At 70.5% G+C, this 21,901-nt stretch carries 21 protein-coding genes; 11 read left to right on the top strand and 10 right to left on the bottom strand.

Translation table 11 applies throughout. The features are described 5' to 3' along the window. Nucleotides 1-9: 9 nt before the first annotated feature. Nucleotides 10-1,671 carry an FAD-binding dehydrogenase gene (locus OG801_RS22085; RefSeq protein ID WP_406031409.1) on the bottom strand — a complete coding sequence of 554 codons (1,662 nt, stop codon included), beginning with the start codon at nucleotides 1,669-1,671 and terminating at the stop codon, nucleotides 10-12. 137 nt (nucleotides 1,672-1,808) lie between these two features. On the opposite strand from OG801_RS22085, the gene OG801_RS22080 reads away from it, so the two are divergent. Continuing rightward, the gene (locus tag OG801_RS22080) at nucleotides 1,809-2,720 is read left to right on the top strand and encodes a hypothetical protein (protein ID WP_355018563.1); all 912 of its coding nucleotides are present in this window, start codon (nucleotides 1,809-1,811) and stop codon (nucleotides 2,718-2,720) included. On the opposite strand, the gene OG801_RS22075 is transcribed toward OG801_RS22080, so the two are convergent. Genes OG801_RS22075 through OG801_RS22065 form a run of 3 tightly spaced genes read right to left on the bottom strand, consistent with a single transcriptional unit; the run spans nucleotide 2,721 to nucleotide 4,143 of the window. Beyond that, nucleotides 2,721-3,017: a GNAT family N-acetyltransferase gene (locus OG801_RS22075; protein WP_355018562.1), complete on the bottom strand. Its 297-nt coding sequence runs from the start codon at nucleotides 3,015-3,017 to the stop codon at nucleotides 2,721-2,723. A 10-nt stretch (nucleotides 3,018-3,027) separates the two neighbouring features. Further along, nucleotides 3,028-3,504 carry a methyltransferase family protein gene (locus tag OG801_RS22070; protein WP_406031407.1) on the bottom strand — a complete coding sequence of 159 codons (477 nt, stop codon included), beginning with the start codon at nucleotides 3,502-3,504 and terminating at the stop codon, nucleotides 3,028-3,030. Nucleotides 3,505-3,564: 60 nt separating this feature from the next. Further along, entirely contained in the window at nucleotides 3,565-4,143 is a 579-nt protein-coding gene (locus tag OG801_RS22065; protein WP_406031405.1) for a TetR/AcrR family transcriptional regulator, read from the bottom strand. Between the two features lie 137 nt (nucleotides 4,144-4,280). On the opposite strand from OG801_RS22065, the gene OG801_RS22060 reads away from it, so the two are divergent. The 3 genes from OG801_RS22060 to OG801_RS22050 all read left to right on the top strand — a co-directional run bounded on the left by OG801_RS22060 (nucleotide 4,281) and on the right by OG801_RS22050 (nucleotide 9,290). Next, nucleotides 4,281-6,761: an MMPL family transporter gene (locus tag OG801_RS22060; RefSeq protein WP_406031403.1), complete on the top strand. Its 2,481-nt coding sequence runs from the start codon at nucleotides 4,281-4,283 to the stop codon at nucleotides 6,759-6,761. A gap of 86 nt (nucleotides 6,762-6,847) precedes the next feature. Beyond that, a complete protein-coding gene (gene recQ, locus OG801_RS22055; protein ID WP_406031401.1) occupies nucleotides 6,848-8,665 on the top strand; it encodes a DNA helicase RecQ in 1,818 nt (605 codons plus the stop codon). A gap of 43 nt (nucleotides 8,666-8,708) precedes the next feature. Continuing rightward, nucleotides 8,709-9,290 carry a histone deacetylase gene (locus OG801_RS22050; protein ID WP_355018557.1) on the top strand — a complete coding sequence of 194 codons (582 nt, stop codon included), beginning with the start codon at nucleotides 8,709-8,711 and terminating at the stop codon, nucleotides 9,288-9,290. On the opposite strand, the gene OG801_RS22045 is transcribed toward OG801_RS22050, so the two are convergent. Beyond that, nucleotides 9,274-9,468 (bottom strand): helix-hairpin-helix domain-containing protein, encoded by a 195-nt coding sequence (locus OG801_RS22045; protein ID WP_406031399.1) that lies wholly within the window; start codon nucleotides 9,466-9,468, stop codon nucleotides 9,274-9,276. The two genes, OG801_RS22050 and OG801_RS22045, sit on opposite strands and share 17 nt — an antisense overlap. A 59-nt stretch (nucleotides 9,469-9,527) precedes the next feature. Between OG801_RS22045 and OG801_RS22040 the strand changes: the two genes are divergently transcribed. Next, complete coding sequence (locus OG801_RS22040; protein WP_406031397.1) at nucleotides 9,528-9,998, top strand: DinB family protein; 471 nt, start codon at nucleotides 9,528-9,530, stop codon at nucleotides 9,996-9,998. Nucleotides 9,999-10,025: 27 nt separating this feature from the next. Here the strand turns inward: OG801_RS22040 and OG801_RS22035 are convergent, their stop codons facing one another. Genes OG801_RS22035 through OG801_RS22025 form a run of 3 tightly spaced genes read right to left on the bottom strand, consistent with a single transcriptional unit; the run spans nucleotide 10,026 to nucleotide 14,520 of the window. Further along, a complete protein-coding gene (locus OG801_RS22035) occupies nucleotides 10,026-11,138 on the bottom strand; it encodes a 2Fe-2S iron-sulfur cluster-binding protein (RefSeq protein WP_406031395.1) in 1,113 nt (370 codons plus the stop codon). Beyond that, nucleotides 11,131-12,423, bottom strand: coding sequence for an aromatic ring-hydroxylating dioxygenase subunit alpha (locus OG801_RS22030; RefSeq protein WP_406031393.1), 1,293 nt, complete (start codon nucleotides 12,421-12,423; stop codon nucleotides 11,131-11,133). Before OG801_RS22030 ends, OG801_RS22035 begins: the two co-directional genes overlap by 8 nt. Nucleotides 12,424-12,462: 39 nt before the next feature. Then, nucleotides 12,463-14,520 carry an FAD-dependent oxidoreductase gene (locus OG801_RS22025; RefSeq protein ID WP_406031391.1) on the bottom strand — a complete coding sequence of 686 codons (2,058 nt, stop codon included), beginning with the start codon at nucleotides 14,518-14,520 and terminating at the stop codon, nucleotides 12,463-12,465. Nucleotides 14,521-14,604: 84 nt separating this feature from the next. On the opposite strand from OG801_RS22025, the gene OG801_RS22020 reads away from it, so the two are divergent. The 5 genes from OG801_RS22020 (at nucleotide 14,605) to OG801_RS22000 (ending at nucleotide 19,397) form a co-directional block, all read left to right on the top strand. Next, a complete protein-coding gene (locus OG801_RS22020; protein WP_406031389.1) occupies nucleotides 14,605-15,525 on the top strand; it encodes a LysR family transcriptional regulator in 921 nt (306 codons plus the stop codon). Between the two features lie 72 nt (nucleotides 15,526-15,597). Further along, nucleotides 15,598-16,236 carry a LysE family translocator gene (locus OG801_RS22015; protein WP_355225799.1) on the top strand — a complete coding sequence of 213 codons (639 nt, stop codon included), beginning with the start codon at nucleotides 15,598-15,600 and terminating at the stop codon, nucleotides 16,234-16,236. Between the two features lie 84 nt (nucleotides 16,237-16,320). Then, nucleotides 16,321-17,313 (top strand): DUF5829 family protein, encoded by a 993-nt coding sequence (locus tag OG801_RS22010; protein ID WP_406031387.1) that lies wholly within the window; start codon nucleotides 16,321-16,323, stop codon nucleotides 17,311-17,313. A 52-nt stretch (nucleotides 17,314-17,365) separates the two neighbouring features. Beyond that, the gene (locus OG801_RS22005; RefSeq protein ID WP_355018548.1) at nucleotides 17,366-18,076 is read left to right on the top strand and encodes an IclR family transcriptional regulator; all 711 of its coding nucleotides are present in this window, start codon (nucleotides 17,366-17,368) and stop codon (nucleotides 18,074-18,076) included. A gap of 91 nt (nucleotides 18,077-18,167) precedes the next feature. Further along, nucleotides 18,168-19,397 (top strand): MFS transporter, encoded by a 1,230-nt coding sequence (locus OG801_RS22000; RefSeq protein ID WP_406031384.1) that lies wholly within the window; start codon nucleotides 18,168-18,170, stop codon nucleotides 19,395-19,397. 25 nt (nucleotides 19,398-19,422) lie between these two features. Here OG801_RS22000 and OG801_RS21995 read toward each other — a convergent pair whose 3' ends face one another. Further along, a complete protein-coding gene (locus OG801_RS21995; RefSeq protein ID WP_406031382.1) occupies nucleotides 19,423-20,373 on the bottom strand; it encodes an SDR family NAD(P)-dependent oxidoreductase in 951 nt (316 codons plus the stop codon). A gap of 83 nt (nucleotides 20,374-20,456) precedes the next feature. Here OG801_RS21995 and OG801_RS21990 point away from each other — a divergent pair, with 83 nt between their 5' ends. After that, nucleotides 20,457-20,996 (top strand): TetR/AcrR family transcriptional regulator, encoded by a 540-nt coding sequence (locus OG801_RS21990; RefSeq protein WP_406031380.1) that lies wholly within the window; start codon nucleotides 20,457-20,459, stop codon nucleotides 20,994-20,996. Nucleotides 20,997-21,011: 15 nt separating this feature from the next. Here the strand turns inward: OG801_RS21990 and OG801_RS21985 are convergent, their stop codons facing one another. Continuing rightward, complete coding sequence (locus tag OG801_RS21985) at nucleotides 21,012-21,866, bottom strand: carbohydrate kinase family protein (RefSeq protein WP_406031378.1); 855 nt, start codon at nucleotides 21,864-21,866, stop codon at nucleotides 21,012-21,014. Between the last annotated feature and the right edge of the window lie 35 nt (nucleotides 21,867-21,901).

Here is a 21,901-nt window from a genome sequence, read left to right as displayed (position 1 = left end):
CCGATCGGGTCAGACCGCGGCAGCCGCGGCCCTGCCCGCCGTACGTCCTGAGAACAGGCAACCGCCGAGGAACGTGCCCTCGAGCGCGTTGTAGCCCATCATCCCGCCGCCGCCGAAGCCCGCGACCTCGCCGGCCGCGTAGAGCCCGGGAAGCGGGGTGCCGGCGGCGGTCAGGCAGCGGCCGGACAGGTCCGTCTCGAGCCCGCCGAGGGTCTTGCGGGAGAGGATGTGCAGCTTGACCGCGATCAGCGGGCCGGCCTCGGGGTCGAGGATCCGGTGCGGCTTGGCGGTGCGCTGCAGCTTGTCGCCGCGGTAGTGGCGGGCCGCGTACAGCGCGGTGATCTGGGCGTCCTTGGTGAAGTTGTTGGCGATCTCGCGGTCGCGGGCCTCGAGGATCCTGCGCAGTTCGCTCTCCTTGATCTGCGGGCCGGTCGGGTCCTTGTCGGCGAGGCCGTTCATGCCGTGGACCAGCGCGGTGAGGTTCTCGGCGACCACAAAGTCCTCGCCGTGCTCCATGAAGCTCTTCACCGGGCCGGGGCCCTTGCGCGCCCGCTCGGCGAGCAGCTTGAGGTCCTTGCCGGTCAGGTCGGGGTTCTGCTCCGAGCCGGAGAGCGCGAACTCCTTCTTGATGATCTTCTCGGTCAGCACGAACCAGGAGTAGTCGTAGCCGGTCTGACGCAGGTGCTTGAGCGTGCCGAGGGTGTCGAAGCCGGGGAAGAACGGCGCCGGGAGACGCTTGCCGGTCGCGTCCAGCCACAGCGACGAGGGGCCGGGCAGGATCCGGATGCCGTGGTTGGCCCAGATCGAGTCCCAGTTGCGGATGCCCTCGACGTAGTGCCACATCCGGTCGTCGTTGATGATCTTGGCGCCGGTCGCTCCGGTGATGGCGAGCATCCGGCCGTCCACGTGCGCCGGGACGCCGGAGACCATCGACTTCGGCGGGGTGCCGAGGCGGGCCGGCCAGTGCTTGCGGACGAGGTCGTGGTCACCGCCGATGCCGCCGGAGGTGACGATCACCGCCTGGCCGCTGAGCTCGAAGTCCTCGACCTCCGTGCGAGAGGAGGCGTGCCCGCGCTCGATGTCGCTGGGCTCGAGCACCTTGCCGCGTACGCCGACGACGGCCCCGTCCTCGACCACGAGATGGTCGACGCGGTGCCGGAAGGCGAAGGTGATCCGGCCGGTGTCGGCGTGGGCGCGCACCCGCCGCTCGAACGGCTCGACCACGCCCGGCCCGGTCCCCCAGGTGATGTGGAAGCGCGGCACGGAGTTGCCGTGGCCATCGGCGCGGCCGTCGCCACGCTCGGCCCAGCCGACGACCGGGAAGATCCGGTGGCCCATCTGGCGCAGCCAGGACCGCTTCTCGCCCGCCGCGAAGTCGAGGTACGCCTCGGCCCAGCGTCGCGGCCACAGGTCCTCGTCACGGTCGAACTGGGCGGATCCCATCCAGTCCTGGAGCGCCAGCTCGGGTGAGTCCTTGATCCCCATCCGGCGCTGCTCGGGGCTGTCGACGAGGAAGAGCCCGCCGAGGCTCCAGAAGGCCTGGCCGCCCAGCGACTGCTCCGGCTCCTGGTCGACCAGAAGAACACTCTTTCCCGCGTCCGCGACCTCGGCCGCTGCTGCCAGGCCGGCAAGGCCGGCTCCCACCACGATCACGTCGGCGTGCTTCGTCATGTCGGCAGATCCTGCCACCATAACTACCCGCGAGTACATGGAACCTGTCGCCCGACCGTTCCGTCAGGTGGACAGTTGTCGGACTCGCGCCCCGAAGCGACCGCCGATCGGTGTCCGAGCGGATAGATTTTTTGATCGTGATCGACCCCAAGGTGATGGCCAAGAGGCAGCAGAAGTGGGTCCAACGCGGCATCGACCGCACCGAGACCTGGCTGGGCCGTAGTGGCAGCAGACTCGGTCCGCTGATCCCGCACATCGCCACCGCCGGGGTGCTCACCGGGGACGAGGACCACGGTTGGGTCCCTCAGGGCTTGGCGTACTCCCCCGAGGCCGAACTGCTCCTGCAGGGCTACCACGGCGACAAGCTCGGCTCCGCGCTGGCTCTGGTCGACCGGCCGTCGGGCGAGCTCATCAACGCCGTCTATCTCGGCGGGCCGAAGGGCAGCGTCAGCGGCCCGGTCAACGCCGGCGGCGTCGCGGTCATCGGCGACGAGGTCTACGTGTGCCGCGAGGGCAACCCGCCCCGCCTCTACCGCTACTCACTGACCCAGATCGTCCACGCCGAGCCGCTCTCGACCGTCTCGACCGTCTCCCCGCTGGTCGCGCTCGCCGCCGGCTCCTACCTCGCCGCCGCGAAGGACCTGCTCTACGTCGGGTCGCACGCGAACAACCGCCTCTACAAGTACATCCGCAAGGACGACACCTGGCAGATCAAGACCCCGATCGGCGTACGCACCCCCGTCGGCACCCAGGGCGTCGTGGTCCGGGAGGAGGAGTACGTCTTCAGCGTCAACCGCGGCCCGGCCCGACGCAGTCAGCTGGTCGTGCAGGACCGAGTCACGATCCGGCCCCGTGCCGTGCAGTCGCTCCCCAACCTGGCCGAGGGCGTCGCCGAGGTCGGGGACGAGTTCTTCGTGACCTACCAGTCGGGCGCCAGGCTCTACTCCCGCGGCTCCTCCCGAGGCCAGACCTGGCCCTCGGCCCACATGACCTGCACTCCCCTGGCCAAGCTCGGCCTGGAGCCGCGGAAGTCGGCAGACTCCCTCTGATCAGGCCGGCCAGTCGGTGATGTCGGCGTACTCGTCGCCGTGCCGCTTCAGCCACCCCGCGACGTACGGGCAATGCGGAATGATCCGCTTGCCCTTCGCCTTCACATCGGCCAGCGCGAACGCCACCAGCTTCGAGGCGAGCCCCTGCCCGTTGTAGGCCTCCTTGACCTCGGTGTGCAGGAAGTCCACATGCTCGTCGTCGGGCAGCCGATAGGCCGCCAGCCCCGCAACGGTCTCGCCGTCACGGATCTCGTAGCGATGCCTGGCCGGGTTCTCTACGTACTCGATCTCGCTCACGCCCCTATTCTCACCCACCCGCCGAGGACGTACGCGGGCCGCGGCGCGGGCCGAGCCAGCGGGGCGCGGCGCTCCGGTAGGAGTCGTACGCGTCGCCGAAGCTCCACGACAGGGCGCGCTCCTCGGCGGGGATCTGGGTGCGGTCGATGACGGCGACGAAGGCCGCGACGGGGACGAGCGGAAGCCAGCCACCGCGGAGAACGGCGTGGGCGGTGAGGAGACCGGCCATGCCGACGTACATCGGGTTGCGGGTGTAGCGGAACGGCCCCTCGGTGACGACCGCGGTCGCACCCTCGGGCTCGAGCGGGTTGAACGTGGTGTCCTTGTGCTTGAACGCCCGCGCGGCTCCGCCCGCGACACAGACCGAGCCGGCCGCGAGGAGACCGGCCGCGACGGACCGCACGACGGTCGGTCGGCGGCCCCGAGCGAGCAGATGCTGGGCGGCCAGGCCCACGGCGACGTAGACGGGCGGCGGCACCTTCGGCATGCCCCACACCGTAGCCCGGCAGCGGAGGTCCGTACCCCTCTTTCTTGGGTAAAGAGAAGTTCAGTGCAAGAGCGCACGAACCAGGCGCTCGGCGACGTCCGGAGCGGGCTCGGTGCGCTCGAGGGAGTGGAGTACGAAGCCACCGACCAGGGCGCTTACGAACTCCTTGACCGGCAGGTCGGCGGGCAGCTGGCCGGCCTCGACGGCCGCCTCGATCCGGGTGGAGACGGTGGCGGTGATGCCGAGCGCGTCGTTGAGGCGGGTGCCGATGTCGGGGTTCTCGCAGGCGGCCGCGACGAGCGAGCGGACGAGGCCGTCGTTGCCGGGCTGGGCGACGAGGTCGATGAGGCTCTGCATCCAGGCGATCAGGTCGGCACGGATGTCCCCGGTGTCCGGTACGACCGGGTGGTCCGGCAGCAGCAGGTCCTCGATCAGGGCATCGGCGACGACCGCGCTCTTCGAGGGCCACCAGCGGTAGATCGTCTGCTTGGAGACACCGGCCTCGGCCGCGATTCCCTCGATGGTGAGGTGGTCGTAGCCCTGGGTGGCGAAGAGCCGCCCGGTCGCGTCGAGGACCGCCATGCGAGCCTCCTCGCTGCGTACGGCACCCCTTCGGCGCACTCCTGCTGACGCTGGCATGAACGGCATCCTAAGAGCCCGTGGCATCTCCTGGCCACGGCACAGGTGTGACACATCACTCGCTCAGCAGCCCTTGTCCATCGGCGTACAGGTGATTAACTGGACGCACCGTTGCGTATTACCGGAGGGATGCCGTCATGGCGGAGCTGTTGTACCGATTGGGCAAGTCGGCCGCGCGCCGCGCCTGGCTTGTGATCCTTGCCTGGGTGCTGGCGCTGTCCGGCGCCGCCGGGGCGTACGTCGCCTGGTCCGGCGAGCTCACCACCAGCTTCGACATCCCGGGGCTGCCCTCGTCCGAGGTGGTCGACGAGCTCCAGGAGGGGCTGCCTGACCTGGCCGGCGGCTCCGGCACGATCGCCTTCCAGACCGAGGACAGCACCCCGCTCAGCGCGACTCAGAAGCAGGAGATCCGGGCGCTGATCACCAGCGCCGAGGACCTCCCCGACGTCGCCGCGGTCACGGACCCGTTCCAGACCGAGGCCCAGCGCAAGGCGCAGGCCGAGAAGGTCACCGAGGGCCAGGCCCGGCTCGAGGCCGGTCGGACCCAGCTCGACAGCGCCCAGGCCAGGCTCGACAAGGCACAGGCCGACATCGACAAGGCCCGCGCCCAGCTGCAGGCCGGCGGGATGCCGACCACGCAGATCGACGCCCAGCAGGCCGCTCTCGACAAGCAGCAGTCCAAGCTCGACGACAGTGCCGCCGACCTCGAGGCCAACACCGCCAAGGCCGAGAACGGCGCCGATCTGCTCGAGCTCTCCGAGGAGATCCGGATGGTCTCCGCGGACGGTTCGGCCGCCCTGGTCAACGTCGCCTACTCCGTCGGCCGTCTGGAGATGTCCGAGGAGACCAAGAAGGCCACGGTCGACCACTTCACCGACAACCCGATCGACGGCGTCGAGATCGGCGTCTCCTCCGACATCTCCCAGGAGGCGCCCAACCCGATGGGTCCCGGTGAGATCGTCGGCGTCGGCGTCGCCGCGATCGTCCTCCTCGTCATGCTCGGCACGATCATCGGCGCCGGCGTCCCGCTGGTCACCGCGTTGACCGGAGTCGGCATCGGCGCGCTCGGCGCGCTCTCCCTCTCCGGCGTCGTGCAGATGGCCTCGATGACCCCGATCCTGGGCCTGATGCTCGGCCTGGCGGTCGGCATCGACTACTCGCTCTTCATCCTCAACCGGCACCGCAAGCAGCTGCTCCACGGCTCCGATGTGAAGGAGTCGATCGCGCTCGCCAACGGCACCGCCGGCACGGCTGTCGTCTTCGCCGGCTCCACCGTGATCGTCGCGCTGGTCGCCCTCAACATGACCGGGATCCCGTTCCTCGGTCTGATGGGCTCGGTCGGCGCGGCCTGCGTCGCCATCGCCGTCCTGGTCGCGATCACCCTGACCCCGGCCATCCTCGGCCTCGTCGGTGGCCGCATCGTCTCCAAGCGCGCCCGGAAGAAGGTCGCCAAGCAGGACGCGGCCGAGGCCCACGCCAAGCCGATGCCCACCTGGCGCGCGCTGGTCACGGTCGTCGCCTCCGTGGTCGCCCTGCTCGCCCTCGCGGTCCCCGCCCTCGACATGCGCCTGGGCCTGCCCGACGGTGGCTCGGAGCCCGAGGGCTCGCTGGCCAAGACCGCCTACACGATCACCGAGGACAGCTTCGGCGCCGGCGCCAACGGCCCGCTGCTGGTCGCCGCCGAGCTGCCCGACGGCCTCAACGAGGCCGGCATCCAGCGATCCCAGCTGACGGTCGCCAAGGCGCTGGCGGACCTCGATGACGTACGCGCCGTGGCTCCTGTCGCGGTGTCCGAGGACGGGCGCACGGCGGCCTTCCAGGTCGTCCCCGAGGAGGGCCCCAACAGCGTCTCGACCAACGAGCTGGTCAACGCGATCCGGGAGATGCCGGCGGTCAACGGTGACATCACGCTCGGCGTCGCCGGCGCCACCGCGGTCGCGATCGACGTGTCGCAGGGCCTCAACGACGTGCTCCTCCCCTACCTCGCCGTCGTGGTCGGCCTCTCGCTGCTGATCCTGATCCTGGTCTTCCGCTCGATCCTGGTCCCGCTCATCGCGACCGGTGGCTTCGTGCTCTCGCTGCTGGCGACGTACGGCGTCGTGGTCGCGGTCTTCCAGAAGGGCATCGGCGCGGAGTGGATCGGCCTGGACAGCACCGGCCCCATCCTGAGCTTCCTGCCGATCCTGCTGGTCGGGATCCTCTTCGGCCTGGCGATGGACTACCAGCTGTTCCTGGCCTCCGGGATGCGGGAGGCGTACGTCCACGGGGCTCCCGCCCGCATCGCCGTCGCCCAGGGCTTCCGGGCCGGGCGTTCGGTCGTGATCGCGGCCGGCCTGATCATGGTCTCCGTCTTCGGCGGCTTCATCTTCGCCGAGTCGGTGATGATCCGCTCGATGGGCTTCGGGCTCGCCCTTGGCGTGCTGCTCGATGCCTTCATCGTCCGGATGCTGCTGATGCCGGCGCTGATGCACCTGCTCGGCCGCTCCGCGTGGTGGCTGCCGAAGTGGCTCGACCGCATCCTGCCGAACGTGGACGTCGAGGGCGCCGGGCTGGAGCGCGCCCACGGCCCCGCCGCTGCGTCGGAGGACACCGTGCGACGCGAGCGGATCGGCGTCTGAGGAGGTTGTGAAGCTGAGGGTGACCTATAGACCACTCTCGGCTTCACAACTCCGGACCGTCGGTGGCGGCCGATAGGGTCACACCTGTGAGTGAGCTGACCCCGGAGCTGGATGTACTGCGCCGCGTCTTCGGCTACGACGAGTTCCGCGGCGAGCAGGCGGAGATCATCGCGCACGTCGCCGGTGGCGGCGATGCGCTGGTCCTGATGCCGACCGGTGGCGGGAAGTCGCTGTGCTACCAGATCCCATCCCTGGTGAGGGCCGGGACCGGGGTGGTCATCTCGCCGCTGATCGCGCTGATGCAGGACCAGGTCGACGCGCTCTCCGCGCTCGGCGTGCGCGCCGGCTTCCTCAACTCCACCCAGATGCCCCACGAGCGGCAGCAGGTGGAGAAGGCGCTGCTCGCCGGTGAGCTCGACATGCTCTACCTGGCCCCGGAGCGGCTGCGGGTGCCCGAGACCGGCCGGCTGCTCGACCTGGCGAAGATCTCGCTCTTCGCGATCGACGAGGCCCACTGCGTCTCCCAGTGGGGTCACGACTTCCGGCCCGACTACCTCCAGCTCTCCCACCTGCACGAGCGCTGGCCGGAGGTGCCGCGGATCGCGCTGACCGCGACCGCCACCGCCGAGACGCGGCGCGAGATCGCCTCGCGGCTCGACCTCGAGGACGCCCGCCACTTCGTGGCCTCCTTCGACCGGCCCAACATCCAGTACCGGATCGCCCCGAAGGACAAGCCGGCCAAGCAGCTCCTCGACCTGATCACCACCGAGCACCCGGGCGAGGCCGGCATCGTCTACTGCCTCTCGCGCAACTCGGTCGAGCGCACTGCCGCGACCCTGGTCGGCGCCGGCATCCCCGCGCTCCCCTACCACGCGGGTCTCGACGCCAGGACCCGCGCGCAGAACCAGTCCCGCTTCCTGCGCGAGGACGGCATCGTCATGGTCGCCACGATCGCCTTCGGGATGGGGATCGACAAGCCGGACGTACGCTTCGTGGCCCATCTCGACCTGCCCAAGTCGGTGGAGGGCTACTACCAGGAGACCGGCCGCGCCGGACGTGACGGGCAGCCGTCGACCGCGTGGCTGGCCTACGGGCTGGCCGATGTCGTCCAGCAGCGGCAGATGATCGAGACCTCCGAGGGCGACCGGACCCACAAGCACCGGCTCGGTCAGCATCTCAACGCGATGCTGGCGCTGTGCGAGACCGTCGACTGCCGGCGGGTGCAGCTGCTGCGCTACTTCGGCCAGGCCGCCGAGCCGTGCGGCAACTGCGACACCTGCCTGGCCACACCGGAGTCCTGGGACGGCACCGTGCCGGCCCAGAAGGTGCTCTCCACCGTCATCCGGCTCGACCGCGAGCGCAACGGGCAGCGCTTCGGGGCTGGGCAGATCGTCGACATCCTGCGGGGCAAGGAGACCGAGAAGGTCCGCCAGTTCCGCCACCACGAGCTCTCGGTCTTCGGGATCGGCACCGACATCGCCGAGAGCGACTGGCACTCCGTCATCCGGCAGCTCCTGGCTCGCGAGATGCTCGCCGTCGACCCCCGCTACGGGGTCTTCTCGGTGGCCGAGGCCGCCGGCCCGGTGCTGCGCTCGGAGCAGCAGCTGATGCTCCGCAAGGAGCCGCCGCGACAGGCCCGTCGCAGCGGCTCCGGGGAGCGGAAGCCGAAGGTGGCCGCCGCCGACCTCTCGCCCGAGGCCGCCGAGGTCTTCGAGCGGCTGCGGGCCTGGCGCGGCGAGGTCGCCAAGGAACAGGGCGTGCCGGCGTACGTCGTCTTCCACGACGCCACGCTCCGCGAGATCGCCACCCGCCTGCCGGCCAGCCGCGACGAGCTCGGCACGATCAGCGGGATCGGCGAGGCGAAACTTGAGAAGTACGCCGACGGCGTGCTCGCCGTCCTCTAGGCAGCGAGCTTCTCGGTCCGCACCCTCGGTAGGCTGCGCCGCGATGAGTTCTGAGGTCTGGTACGTCAGCTATGGGTCCAACATGTGCCGCGACCGTCTCGGCGCCTATCTCCTCGGTGGCCAACCGGAGGGTGCGCGGCGGTCGTACGTGGGGGCCCGTACGCCAGCCATGCCGGTCGACGACGTCGCAGTCGACCTCCCGGGACGGCTCTACTTCGCGGGTGAGTCGAGGACGTGGACCGGTGGAGTGGCGTTCTACGACCACGATGCGGCCGGGTCGTGGACTGCTGCCCGGGCCTTCCGGATGACCGCCGAGCAGTTCGCCGACATCGCCGCCCAGGAGATGGACCGGCTGCCCACCCCCGGCGACCCGATCGAGAAGGTCGTCATCGACGGGCTCGAGAAGGGCCGCCACGAGGCGGGGCCGGGGCACTACGAGACCCTGATCGAGGTCGGTCGCCGCGACGGCCTCCCGATGCTCACCTTCACCGCGCCGCACGGCTTCGACGCCGTCCCGCACACCCAGCCGTCGGCTGCGTACGTCTCGATGCTCGTTCGCGGGCTCGAGGAGTCACGCGGCTGGGATCGCCGGCAGGCCGAGGCTTACGTCAGGGAGCGCTGCTGAGCGCCTCGCGCAGCAGGCGCACCGCCTTGGGCCCGACGCCGTGGAGCGTCAGCAGAGCGTCCAGGTCGGCCGGCAGGTCTGACAGCGTCAGGTAGCCCGCAGCGAGCAGCGCGACAGTCGCGGGCCGCCCGATCCTCACGCCATCGAAGACCGGCCCCGCGTCGTTCGTCGTCGACATGGCGGACAGGCTACGGCCCAGGGGCCATGCAGCGGCGGACGCCCGGCTAGCCTGCCCGCATGAAGATCGGACAGGCGGACGAGCGCGCGCTTCTCGAAGGAATGGTCGACATCCAGCGGGACGAGATCAATGCCATCCTCGAGGACCTCGACGACGAGGAGGCGCGGCGGAAGCTGGTGCCGTCGCTGACCACACCGTTGGCCCTGGTCAAGCATGCGATCTTCGTGGAGAAGGTGTGGTTCCACGCCAGGGTGGCGGGCGTGCCGCGCAAGGAGATCAGGCTGCCCGACACCGTCGACGAGAGCTTCATGCTGGACCCCGAGGACACGGTCGAGTCCGTCCGGGCGGCCCACCGCGCGGCCTGCGAGCGTTCCCGCGAGGTCGCCGCCGGACACGAGCTGGACGATGCGTTCGACTGGCACGGTAACCCGGTGTCACTTCGGTTCATCTACGCGCACATGATCCAGGAGCTCGCCCGCCACGCCGGGCACGGCGACATCCTCGTCGAGCAGATCCGGGCAGGGCGCTGACCGAGCACTGCCCGCACCGGCGTCTCCTCAGATGTCGATGACGAGGTCGCCGAGCGGTTTCGAGCAGCAGGGCAGGAACTTTCCGGCGGCCACCTCGCGCGGCCGGATCCCACCGGCATGGTTCATCTCCACCTCGCCGGAGACGAGGGTCGACTTGCACGTGCCACACATGCCCTGCACACACGATGAGGGCAGGCGTACGCCGGCGGCCTTCACGGCGTCCAGGACAGTCTCGTCCGGGGCACACTCGAGGTCGCGGCCGCTGCGCTGCAGCCGGATCCGGTACGCAGCCCCGGCCCCAGCGGCGGGCGCCTCGGCGTCAGGAGCGTCAGTGAGGACGAAGCTCTCCTCGTGCCACCGCGCGGACTCGCCACCGAGCGCCTCGAAGGCGGTCCGCGCCGCGCCCATGTAGCCGGACGGACCGCAGCAGAAGACCTCGCGTCCGCCCAGGTCAGGAACCAGTTCGGCGAGCTGCCCGGCGCTCATCAGCCCGGTCGGCCCGGACCAGGAGGCATCGGGCTGGTCGACGACCCACACGACGCGTACGCCGTCATGGGCAGCCGCCAGCGCCTCGAGCTCGGGCCGCTCGATCAGGTCGGCCGGCGTACGCGCGTGATGGACGACGACCACGTCGGTGGTCTCGGCGAGGTCGGCGAGCGTGCGCAGCGTCGAGAGGGTCGGGGTCATCCCGCTGCCGCCGGAGAGGAGCAGGTAGGACGAGGAGGGGTGCTCCCGCACCGAGAACCCGCCCATCGGCCCGCTCGCCCACAGCCGGTCACCGACGGCGAGCCGATCGTGGAGCCAGCGGGACATCGGCCCGTCGGGCACCCGCTTGACGGTGATGGTGAGCAGGTGCGGGCGGGTCGGCGGCGAGGAGATCGTGTAGCACCGCTCGACGGGCTCGCCGTCGATCGACGCCCGAAGGGTCAGGTACTGCCCAGGCGCGTAGGCGAACCTCTCCCCTCCGGTCGGCTCGAGGGTCACCTCGACCACATCGTGGGTCACCCGGCGCACCCGCCGGCACCGCAGCTCACCCTCGAACGGCCTCTCCTCGGGCAGGATCCCGGCCCCCAGCGGCGACGGGACCGCGTAGAGGATTGCCGGCGGCGGAGCCACCTCGACGGGCCATGGCTCAGTCATCGGCTCCACCTCTCTGCGCTTCTGATCGGATCTGGGCGTCGTACCAGCGCACGAAGTCGTCGACCTGTCGCTCCGCCTCGTTGTAGGGCCCGGGGACGTAGGCCGGGTCGGAGACCCCGAGCTGGGTGTTGCGTACGAACTCGGCGTCCTGCTCGTTGGTCGCCCGCCATACCGCGGTCAGGGCCTCGACGTCGTAGTCGACCCCCTCCACCGCGTCCTCGTGGACGAGCCAGGTGGAGCGGACCAGCGTGCGGTCGGGCGAGAGCGGCGTGACCGAGAAGGTCACCACGTGGTCGGCGAGCAGGTGGATCCAGGCGTTGGGCTGGGTGTGGAGGGTGCAGCGGCCGAGCTGCGGATCGTCGAGGTCGCCCAGCAGCCGGCCCACCAGCCGGGACCCGTCGATGCTGAAGGACTCCCCCGCCCCGTCGAGCGGCTCGCGCTGGATCCGGAAGCCGAACGGGCGGTCGGCGAGCTCTTCGATCAGCGCGTACGGCATCCCGAGCGCGTCGCAGCGTCGCGCCAGATCGGCCTCGGCGAACAGATAGCGGTCATGGTCCGCCCGGAGCCGGTCGGGGATCTGGTCCTCGCGGAGCCCCCAGGTCGGGAAGAAGGTGCAGATCAGCTCGGGGTGGCCACCTTCGCAGTGGTAGCACTCCCGGTTGTTCTCCATGACCAGCTTCCAGTTGCCCTCCTCCACCAGATCGACCTGGGCGGCAACCTTGGCTCGATCGAGACGGTGCGGAGTGATGTAGTCACGGACCTGCTCGGCGACCACGTCCAGGTCGCCGTCGGGCTCGGCGGCGAGCGAGCAGTAGAGCAGCCCGCCGACCTCGCGCAGCGCGACCGGGCGCAGGCCGAGGCAGGCGGTGTCGATGGCCGGCGAGAGCTGGGGCGCGTAGCGGAGCGAGCCGTCGGTGGCGTACGTCCAGCTGTGGTAGCCGCACACCAGGTTGCCGACGCTGCCGTGTCCCGGCGCGACCAGCCGGGAGCCGCGGTGGCGGCAGACGTTGTGGAAGGCACGCACCTGCTCGTCGTCGTCGCGGATCACCAGGACCGAGGAGCCGGCGACGTCGAAGGAGAAGTAGTCACCGGGCTCCGGCACCTCGGCGACGGTGCCGACGAAGAGCCAGCGGCGTCGCCAGAGCAGGTCGACCTCGCTCGCGAAGACGTCGGGGTCGGTGTAGAGAGCACCCGGCAGCGAGTGGCCGGGGGTCCTGCGGTCGAGATGGTCGAGGATTCTGGTACGTCGGCCGGCGAACGGTTCGCCGACGAGTTGGTCTGTCATCCATCGCTCCCAGGAAGATTCAGAAACGTTCGGGGGGGGTCAGATCGTCAGGCACAGCCGCAGCGCGTCGTAGACCGCGGCATGGACGTTCCGGCTGGCGACCGCGTCGCCGATCCGGAACAGCTGGTAGCTGCCCGCCGCATTGCGGGACACCGTCTGCGACACGCCGGTCAGCAGCGCCGCCTGGTCGACCTCACCGAGGTTGATCGAGCCGGGGACGAGGTCGTGGTACAGCTCGTCGTTGGGGGTGGTCCCGTGCTCGACCACGACGTGGTCGACGTGTCTCTCGACCTCGGCACCTGCTGCGTATTCGCTGGTCAAAGTGGCAATGAGCCGGTGTTCCGAGCCCGCCGGGGCCCGACGCACCGCGACCAGCTTCCGGGCCACGGTCAGGGTCACGTCATGCGCAGCGAAGACCCCCAGATAGGCCGGGCTGTTCATCGAGCCGACGGAGATGCCGACCGTACGCTCCGGCGTGACCAGCTCGACCTGAGCGCCCAGCGTCGCCAGGTGCTCGGCGGCGTCGAGCGCTGGCTCGGCGCCGTTGTCGTCGTAGACGAGGACGGTGCCGTTGCCGGGGGTCAGGGTCCCGTCGAGCACGTCCCAGGTGTCGTTGACCAGCTCGGCGCCCACCGGGACGCAGGAGCGGTCGGGCACCCCGCCGGTGGCCACGACCACGACATCCGGGTCGAGGCTCCGGACGACGTCGGCGTCGGCGTAGGTGCCGAGCCGGAAGTCGGCGCCGCTGTGCTTCGCCTCGGCGACGCGCCAGTCGACGATGCCGATCAGGTCGCGGCGGTGGCTGGTCGAAGAGGCCAGCACGAGCTGACCACCGGGCCGGTCGGCGGCCTCCAGGACGGTCACGGCGTGACCGCGCTCGCCCAGGACGCGAGCGGCCTCGAGACCGGCGGGGCCGGCGCCGACGACCACGGCCCGGCGGGTTCGAGGGGCCGGGGGCGTGAGGTGGGGCAGCGACTGCTCACGCCCGGTCGCCGGGTTGTGGATGCACTTGGCATCCCCGGACTCATAGATCGCGTCCAGGCAGTAGCTCGCGCCCACGCACGGCCGGATCCGGTCCTCCTCGCCGCGCGCTACCTTGGCGACCAGGTGCGGGTCGGCGAGCTGGGGACGGGTCATCCCGACGAGGTCGAGCAGCCCTTCGCGGAGCGCGTAGCGCGCGGTCGCGACGTCGCTGATCCGAGCAGCGTGCATGACCGGGACATCCACCCGGCGGCGTACCTCTCCGACGAAGTCGAGGAACGGGGCCGAGGGCGTGCCCATCGACGGGATCACCGCGGCGAGGCGGGCGTCGGTGTCGAGACCTCCCTTGATGACGGAGAGGAAGTCGACGCCGGCGCCGACGTAGCGGCGCATCACCTGCTCGGTGTCGTCCAGGCCCAGGCCGGAAGGCAGGTCCTCGTCCATCGCCATCCTGACCCCGACGATGAAGTCGGGTCCGACGGCGGCCCGGATCGCGTCGAGCACCCGCAGAGGAAAGGCGAGCCGGGCCTGCGGGTCGCCCCCGAACTCGTCGTCGCGGAGGTTGGTGGCGGGCGAGACCCAGGCGTCGAAGAGATGGCCGTAGGACTCGATCTCGATCCCGTCGAGGCCCGCCGCCTGGCAGCGCGAAGCCGCCTCGGCGTAGTGCCGCACGATCCGGTCGACGTCCCAGGCCTCGGCGACCTTCGGGAACGACCGGTGCTGCGGCTCGCGCAGCCGGGAGGGGTAGACGAGCGGCAGCCAGTCACCGGCGAAGTTGCTGGTGCGACGGCCGAGGTGGGTGATCTGGCACATCACCGCGGCGCCTTCTTCGTGGACGTCGTCGGCGAGCCGGCGCAGCCAGGGCACGACCTCGTCGCGGTAGAGCAGCATGTTGCCGAAGGCCGGTGGGCTGTCGGGCGAGACCACCGCGGACCCGCCGATCATGGTGAGCCCGACCCCGCCGCGCGCCTTCTCCAGGTGGTAGAGGCGGTAGCGGTCCTTCGGCATCCCGTCCTCGGTGTAGGCGGGCTCGTGGGAGGTGCTCACCACGCGGTTGCGCAGGGTGAGGCTCCGGAGCTGGAAGCTCGCCAGAAGGGGATCGGCGCTGGGAGACACAGGACCAGCGTGGCGCCTCGGCACTGTTCAAGAAAAGCGCACGTTTCCGCTATTTACCGTGCGATTCCATTGCACAATCGAAGCATGATCGACCAGCGGCTGCACGTGCTGCGGGTGCTCGCCGAGCGCGGCACCGTCTCGGCCGCCGCAGCCGACCTCGGCTATACCCCCTCGGCCGTCTCCCACCAGCTCCGCACACTGGCCCGCGACGTGGGTGCGGAGCTGCTGGTGCCGGAGGGCCGCGGCGTACGCCTCACCGGTGCTGCGCTCACCCTGCTCGAGCGCAGCCACGACCTGTTCACGCAGTGGGAGGAGATCCGCGCCGACGTACAGCAGGCCTCGGGCACCTCCCGTGGCTACCTGCGGATGGCCGGCTTCTCCACCGCCGCCTCGGCGCTCCTGCCGCCGGCCGCGGTGGCGGTCGCGCGGGAGTTCCCGCAGTCCACGATCAAGATCATCGAGGCCGATCCCGAGGTCTGCTTCGACATGCTGCTGGCCGACCAGGTCGACGTCGCCGTGGTGGTCAACATGTCGGAGCTGCCGCCGACCGCCGACCCGCGGTTCGAGCAGGAGCGGCTGATGGAGGACACGCTCGACCTGCTGGTCAATGCCGACAGCCCGCTCGCCTCCCGGTCCCGGGTCCGGCTCGCCGACGCCGCCGAGGAGCACTGGATCATGGAGCATCCCGGCCGTCCCTACCACCAGCTGGTGACCTCCGCCTGCGCCGCGGCCGGATTCACCCCCGAGCACGCCCACGAGGTCGTCGAGTGGGACACCGGCGCCGCCCTGGTCAGCGCCGGCTTCGGTGTCGCCCTGGTCCCTCGCCTCGCCCGGATCCCGAACGCCGCCGGCCTCGTCCGGATCCCGCTGCGCGGCGAGGCGAGCCCGGTGCGGCACGTCCGGACCAGCGTACGCAGCGGCACCTCGCGCCAGCCCGAGATCGCCTGTGCCCTCGCCGAGCTCAGAAAGGTCGCGACCTCCCTGGCCGAGATCGATGCCGGCTAGGGCCGACCCGTCGCATCTCGCCCACCAGAAATCATTCGTACGCCACCACGACCCTGCCGCAGAATGAACGACGTGCCCACCCTGAGCCAGTTCGCCGCCTTCGCGCTCGCCTCCGTCATCTTCATCCTGATCCCCGGACCGAGCGTGCTCTTCGCCCTCGGCCGGGCCCTGACCGCGGGCCGCCGCGAGGCGGTGCTCGCCGTCGGCGGCAACGCTCTTGGCCAGTTCGGTCAGGTCCTGGCGGTCGCCGTCGGGCTCGGCGCGCTGGTGGCTGCCTCCGCGACGGCGTTCACGGTCGTGAAGCTGGTCGGCGCTGCGTACGTCATCTATCTCGGCATCCAGGCGATCCGCCACCGTGCCGACGCCCGGGCCGCCCTCCACGGCGAGGATGTCGCCCGGACGACCGCGTGGGGCGCGATCCGCACCGGGATGATCGTCGGGGCGACCAACCCGAAGACGATCGTCTTCCACCTGGCCTTCCTGCCCCAGTTCATCAACACCTCCGCCCCGGCGGTGCCCCAGATCCTCCTGCTGGGCGCGATCTTCTCGGCGATGGCGTTCACCTGCGACTCCGGGTGGGTCCTCGCGGCCAGCCGGGCCAAGGCCTGGTTCGCCCGCAAACCCAAGCGTCTCGACAGTCTCGGCGCCGGTGGCGGCGTCGTCATGATCGGCCTCGGCGCCACCATGGCGACCGCGTCCCACGGCGCCTGACCGGCGCGACGCGAACGCCGGCAACCGGCCGTCAGCCGCCGAATTCCGAAGACAGGAGCGCCCTGGTCACCGAGACTGGGACGCATGCGGACTCCACTCTCGGGCCTCATCGCGGCCGCGCTCGCCTCACTCGCCATCACGTCGGGGGCCCTCGCGACTCCCGCCCACGCCACGGAGGCTGCCCACGCCGAGGAGGGGCGTACCGACCCGCTCCTTGCCTTCAACCACGCCTGGGCGATGGTCGACCGGGAGACGGCCGACGCGATCGAGCACTCCGACTACCTGGGCGAGTTCGCCGACCGCCGGATCAACACCGGCAACGACGGGACCTCGACCTGGACGGGTCGCTACCTGCTCGGCAAGGAGACCTACCTGGAGTTCTTCGGTCCGGGCGACGCTCCCGACGCAGTCGCCGGTGACACCGGGCTCGCCGTCTCGGCGGACAACGACGGCGACCTGGCCATCGCGGCCGCAAACCTGCGCGACCTCGGCGTCGACCCGGTCGAGTTCACGCAGGTGACCGATCTCGGCGACGGCAACCTGATCCCGTGGTTCGACGCCGCCTACACGACCTCGACCTACGACACCTTCTTCTCCTGGGCGATGGAGTACCGCGACGAGTTCCTCGACGACCCCCGGCTCTCCTTCCCGCCCGCCGCCTACGAGGGCGACGTCAGCCGCGACCGCTACAACCGGGATCGCTATCTCGACCACCAGCTGCGCGACGTCATCGGCATCCAGATCGCCACCACCGCCGCCGACATCGAGAAGATGGTGCCGCTGTGGCGCGCCGCCGGGATCACCATCCGGGTCCTCAAGGACGGCGGCGTACTCGCCTTCGACGGCATGACCACGATCCGCCTGCTCCCGGTCCCGGCCGACGAGGCAGGCGTACGCCACATCATCCTCGCCCTCAACGAGGCGGCCGAGGAGCCGCACACCGAGACGATCGGCAACTCGACGCTGCACGTCGGCCCGGGGGCGTACGCGCTGTGGACCTTCGACCCGATCGAGGCCTCCGCGTCCACCCGTTCCAAGGGGTCCGGCAAGCCGCTCCACCCCGCGTTCGGCGGCTGAGGTAGTAATCTCCGCAGCAATGGCCGGGAACACCCGACAGACTGGCACGAGCGTGACCAGCCGGGCACTTGCGATCCTGAGCGCGTTCGACGAGCAGCACCGGTCGATGTCGCTCAGCGACATCGCTGCCCGCGCGGACCTTCCGCTCGCCACGACCCATCGGCTCCTCGGCGAGCTCTTTCGGTGGGGTGCACTGGAGCGGCTGCCTTCCGGCGACTACGTCATCGGCCGGAGGATCTGGGACATCGGCCATCTGGCCCCTGCCGAGACCGGGTTGCGCCAGGTCGCCGAACCCTTCCTCCACGACCTCTACGGCGCAACCCTGGCCACCGTGCATCTCGCCGTACGTGAGGGGCTCGAGGTCGTCTACCTCGACCGGCTGCGCGGCAACCAGTCCGTCCCGGTGGTGAGCAAGGTCGGCGGGCGCCTGCCCCTGCACACCACCGGGGTCGGCAAGGTCCTCCTCGCCCACGCTCCGGACGAGGTCCAGGAGACGGTGCTGGGCGCTCTCACCCGGGTCACCCCCTACACGATCACCCAACCGGGTGTCCTCCGCAGACAGCTGCGGCAGGTGCTCGACAAGGGCTACGCCACCACCCGCGAGGAGATGAGCCTCGGCGCCTGCTCGATCGCCGTCCCGATCCACCGCCGCGACGAGGTGATCGCCTCCCTGGGCCTGGTGGTGCCTACGCTCAAGGGCAGCGAACAGAGGTTGTACGGCGCACTCCGCGTCGCCGCGCAGTCGATCGGACGGCGGCTCTGAAGAACTTCGGCTCTGAAGAATTTTGGCGGGCTTTCCACTGAACGGAAGCTGTGTCGATGTTCACAGGGGTGACCGCTCTTAGGTTCGTCCCATGAATGTGTCCGCAACCACATCGTCCACCGTCAGTGGCGATACCCGGAGCCTCTGGCCGGTCGTCCTCTGCTGGCTCGCTGTCGCCCTCGATGGCTATGACCTCGTCGTCCTAGGAGCGGTCATCCCCACCTTGGCGGGGACCGGCGCGCTCGGCTTCACCGAGGCGTCGCTGACCACGGCCGCCACGGTCGGCCTGATCGGGGTCGGCATCGGTGCCGTCGCCATCGGCCCGCTCGCCGACCGGTTCGGCCGTCGCCGGACGCTGATCAGCAGCATCGCACTGTTCTCGCTGCTCACCCTGGCCGTCGCCTTCGCGCCGAACGCCACGGTGTTCATCGTGCTGCGCTTCCTGGCAGGCCTGGGCCTGGGCGCCTGCCTGCCGACGGCCCTGGCTTTCATGAGCGAGCACGCTCGCCAGGGACGTTCGGGCACGGCCATGACGCGGATGATGACCGGCTACCACGTGGGCGCCGTACTCACCGCTCTGCTGGCTCTGTGGGTGATCCCGAACCTGGGCTGGGAGGCGATGTTCGTGATCGGCGGCGTCGCGGGCCTGCTGACGGTCCCGGTGATGTGGGCGAAACTCCCGGAGTCGCAGGCCTACCTGGAGACCGTCGAGGCCGAGAAGGTACGTCCCTCCGAGGTCGTTCGCGGTCGCCTGCTGTGGGTCAGCCTGGGCCTGTGGGCGGCGTCGTTCTGTGGACTCCTGCTGGTCTACGGCCTCAACACCTGGCTGCCGACGATCATGGGCGAGGCGGGCTACTCCCTCGACGCCGGGCTCGGCCTGCTCCTCACCCTGAACGTCGGCGCGGTGATCGGACTCGTCCTGGCGGGCCTGATCTCCGACGCCAAGGGCAACAAGCCGACGGTGGTGACCTGGTTCGGCGTTGCTGCGCTGATGCTGGCCCTGCTGTCGATCAAGATGGAGAGCAGCCTCTTGGTGTACGCGGCGGTGCTGGCCGCCGGCATCTTCGTCTTCAGCGCGCAGGTACTGGTCTACGCGTTCGTCAGCCACCTCTACCCCGCCCGGATCCGCGGCACGGCGCTCGGCATGTCCGCCGGCATCGGCCGGGTCGGCGCCATCGTCGGACCGTTCCTCGGCGGCGCACTCCTCACCGCCGGCATCGCCTATCCGTGGGGCTTCTACGCCTTCGCCGGCGCGGCCGTGATCGCCATGCTGGCTCTGCTGACCGTGCCGGCGCATCCCGAGGAGGGGGCGGCCGCGTAGTGGATAGAGCTGCCGCGTCCGACGGTCAGTCGCGACCAGCTCCCTCCGGGGCGAAGGCGAGGGACTCGCCGGACAGCTCCTCGAGCGCCTCCCAGACCCGGGCCGCGACCTCTCGGCCCGGGTCGATCGTGTGCGGCAGCGGAGCCAGGCGTACGGGGCGGCCGGCTGCCTTCTCGGGACCGTAGTAGTCGCCGCCGACCGCGTCGCGGTCGACCAGGGCGCGCACACCGGACCAGGCCGCCGCGTCCTTGCCCTGCGCCCACGGGGTGAACGGGTTACACCGGTAGCCGATCCTGCCCTCGCGGATCCCTGCGCGCTGCGGCGTCTTCGCATCGACGCCGACGCCGGGGTGAGTGAGGATCGAGGCGACAGGCAGCCCCGCGGCTCGCAGCCGGCGGTCGAGCTCGTAGCCGAAGATCTCGGTGAGCGTCTTGGCCTTGACGTACGCGGCGATGCCGGTGCGAGGTGTCGCCCTCGGATCGGACACGTCCATGCGGAAGCGCCGCACGAACCCGGTCGAGGCGTGCACGATGCGAAGCGGATCGTCGACGGCGGAAGGCCCGGCGGCCCGCACGGAGAGCAGTCGGGCGACGAGGCCGAAGTTGGCGACGGCATGCGCGCCGGTGATGAGCGGAAGGCCGTCCTTCGTCGTGGACGCGCCGGAGAGCTGCATGGGGGCACCGTTGAGGAAGATCCCGTCGAGCCGCGGCAGCGCGGCGAGCTGCTCGGCTCCCTCCGCGACCGACGCGAGAGAAGTGAGGTCGAAAGCCACCGACGTGGTGGCCGCCCCAGGGACCTGGCCGCGGATCGCGGCAGCGGCGACGCCGATCTTCTCGGGCGAGCGCGAGGCGAGCACCACCTCGGCGCCGGCCGAGGCGAGCTGCTCGGCAGCGAAGTAGCCGATTCCTCCGGTGGCGCCGGTGACGGCGTAGACGCGACCACGTAGATCGGGCAGGTGAATGGGGTCCCAGGTCATGAATGCTCCTCTAATCGGATAGATGATCCGTTTCAGGATATACCCAAAGCGGATAATTAATCCGAATCGAGTAGAGTGTGCCCATGTCCCTGCTACGTTCGGACGCAGCCCGCTCCCGCGCGAAGATCCTCGACACCGCCCGCGCGCGGCCGGTCACCGAGCTGCGCCTCAACGAGCTCGCGCGTGCAGCCGGCGTCGGCGTCGCGACGGTCTACCGCCACTTCCCCACGGTCGACGCCCTCGTGGAGGCACTCAACCTCGATGCGCTCGAGCAGCTGGTCGCCCGGGCGCGCACGGCGGCCGAGATCCCCGATCCCGGCGAGGCGTTCACCACCTTCGTACGCAGCGCCGCCCGATTCCAGGTCGAGCACGAGGGTCTCCAGGCGATCCTGCTGTCCGAGGAGGTCTCACCGGCCGCACGCGCGCTCCGCGACGAGCTCTTCGGCCTCGCCGAGACCACCCTCGAGGAGGCCATCCGCAATGGCTCCGTACGTCCCGACATCACCACCAGCCACCTGCAGCGGCTCGTCTGCGGCGTCGAGCATGCCGTCCGGCTCGGCGACGGAACCGACCGCGACCTGCTCCTCGATGTGATGCTGTCCGGCCTCGCCCCGACCGCCTGACCGCTGCTCGACGACCTACTGATCGAGCGCTGGATGGAGGTGCTCGGTCTCGATGGCGACACGGGCCTGCTCGGCGGCGGCGCGGAGCGCACCTTCGACCGATTCCGTACGCAGCCGCGCGGCCAGGAAGCCGGCCATGAACGCGTCCCCGGCGCCGTTCGTGTCGACGACGGTGGCCGGCACCGCGACGACCTCGTGGCGTGTCCCGTCGGCCTCGAGCGCGATCGCGCCCTTGGCGCCGAGGGTGCACACCGCTAGGCGGGGACCGCGGTCGAGACACGAGGCCATCAGCTTCCAGGGGTCATCGGTGCCGTCGTCGTTCATGAACACGCCTTCGGCGGCGCGCAGGAAGGGCTCGTGGAACGCCGAGGCGCCGTCGTAGTCGTGCAGGTCCATCCACAGCGGCGCCCGCCGGGCGGGCATCGCCTCGAGCACCAGCCGGCCGAGCTCGCTCAGGTCGATCACCGCGAGATCCGCCGCGGCGACCGCGCTCACCGCCGCCTCGACCGCGTCGGTGGGCGGAATAGAGGGGGTCGAGACGTACAAAGAGACCCGGCCGCCACCCTCGGCCATCAGGTTGACGTGCCGCTCGGTCTGCTCGCTGGCGATCGCCTCCACGACGACGCCCGCCTCGGCGAGCCGCTCCCGCAGCAGCGCGCCGTCCTCGTCATCCCCGACAGCAGCCCATAGACGTACGTCGATGCCGAGACCGGCGAGATGGAGCGCCTTGCCCGCGGAGGTGCCGCCGACCGTGTGCCACGCCCGCCGCGCGAACTGCATGTGCGGCACCGGCTCGGGCAGCCGGTCGAGCTCGATCAGGTGGTTCCAGGACGCGGGGCCGCAGACGACGACACGAGGAGCAGACGACATCGCCCTATTCCAGCACTCTCTTCCAGCACCCTTCG

Source organism: Nocardioides sp. NBC_00163 (assembly GCF_045206295.1).
Taxonomy (GTDB): domain Bacteria; phylum Actinomycetota; class Actinomycetes; order Propionibacteriales; family Nocardioidaceae; genus Nocardioides.
Note: the sequence above shows the minus strand (reverse complement) of the source record. Positions and strands in the feature narration are given on the sequence as shown.

Bases quoted from the DNA above. Each gene is read 5' to 3' on its own strand.
- OG801_RS22085 (WP_406031409.1), bottom strand. From the start codon at position 1,671: ATGACGAAGCACGCCGACGTGATCGTGGTGGGAGCCGGCCTTGCCGGC.
- OG801_RS22070 (WP_406031407.1), bottom strand. From the start codon at position 3,504: ATGCCGAAGGTGCCGCCGCCCGTCTACGTCGCCGTGGGCCTGGCCGCC.
- OG801_RS22065 (WP_406031405.1), bottom strand. From the start codon at position 4,143: ATGCCAGCGTCAGCAGGAGTGCGCCGAAGGGGTGCCGTACGCAGCGAG.
- OG801_RS22060 (WP_406031403.1), top strand. From the start codon at position 4,281: ATGGCGGAGCTGTTGTACCGATTGGGCAAGTCGGCCGCGCGCCGCGCC.
- OG801_RS22050 (WP_355018557.1), top strand. From the start codon at position 8,709: ATGAGTTCTGAGGTCTGGTACGTCAGCTATGGGTCCAACATGTGCCGC.
- OG801_RS22045 (WP_406031399.1), bottom strand. From the start codon at position 9,468: ATGTCGACGACGAACGACGCGGGGCCGGTCTTCGATGGCGTGAGGATC.
- OG801_RS22040 (WP_406031397.1), top strand. From the start codon at position 9,528: ATGAAGATCGGACAGGCGGACGAGCGCGCGCTTCTCGAAGGAATGGTC.
- OG801_RS22035 (WP_406031395.1), bottom strand. From the start codon at position 11,138: ATGACTGAGCCATGGCCCGTCGAGGTGGCTCCGCCGCCGGCAATCCTC.
- OG801_RS22030 (WP_406031393.1), bottom strand. From the start codon at position 12,423: ATGACAGACCAACTCGTCGGCGAACCGTTCGCCGGCCGACGTACCAGA.
- OG801_RS22020 (WP_406031389.1), top strand. From the start codon at position 14,605: ATGATCGACCAGCGGCTGCACGTGCTGCGGGTGCTCGCCGAGCGCGGC.
- OG801_RS22010 (WP_406031387.1), top strand. From the start codon at position 16,321: ATGCGGACTCCACTCTCGGGCCTCATCGCGGCCGCGCTCGCCTCACTC.
- OG801_RS22000 (WP_406031384.1), top strand. From the start codon at position 18,168: ATGAATGTGTCCGCAACCACATCGTCCACCGTCAGTGGCGATACCCGG.
- OG801_RS21995 (WP_406031382.1), bottom strand. From the start codon at position 20,373: ATGACCTGGGACCCCATTCACCTGCCCGATCTACGTGGTCGCGTCTAC.
- OG801_RS21990 (WP_406031380.1), top strand. From the start codon at position 20,457: ATGTCCCTGCTACGTTCGGACGCAGCCCGCTCCCGCGCGAAGATCCTC.
- OG801_RS21985 (WP_406031378.1), bottom strand. From the start codon at position 21,866: ATGTCGTCTGCTCCTCGTGTCGTCGTCTGCGGCCCCGCGTCCTGGAAC.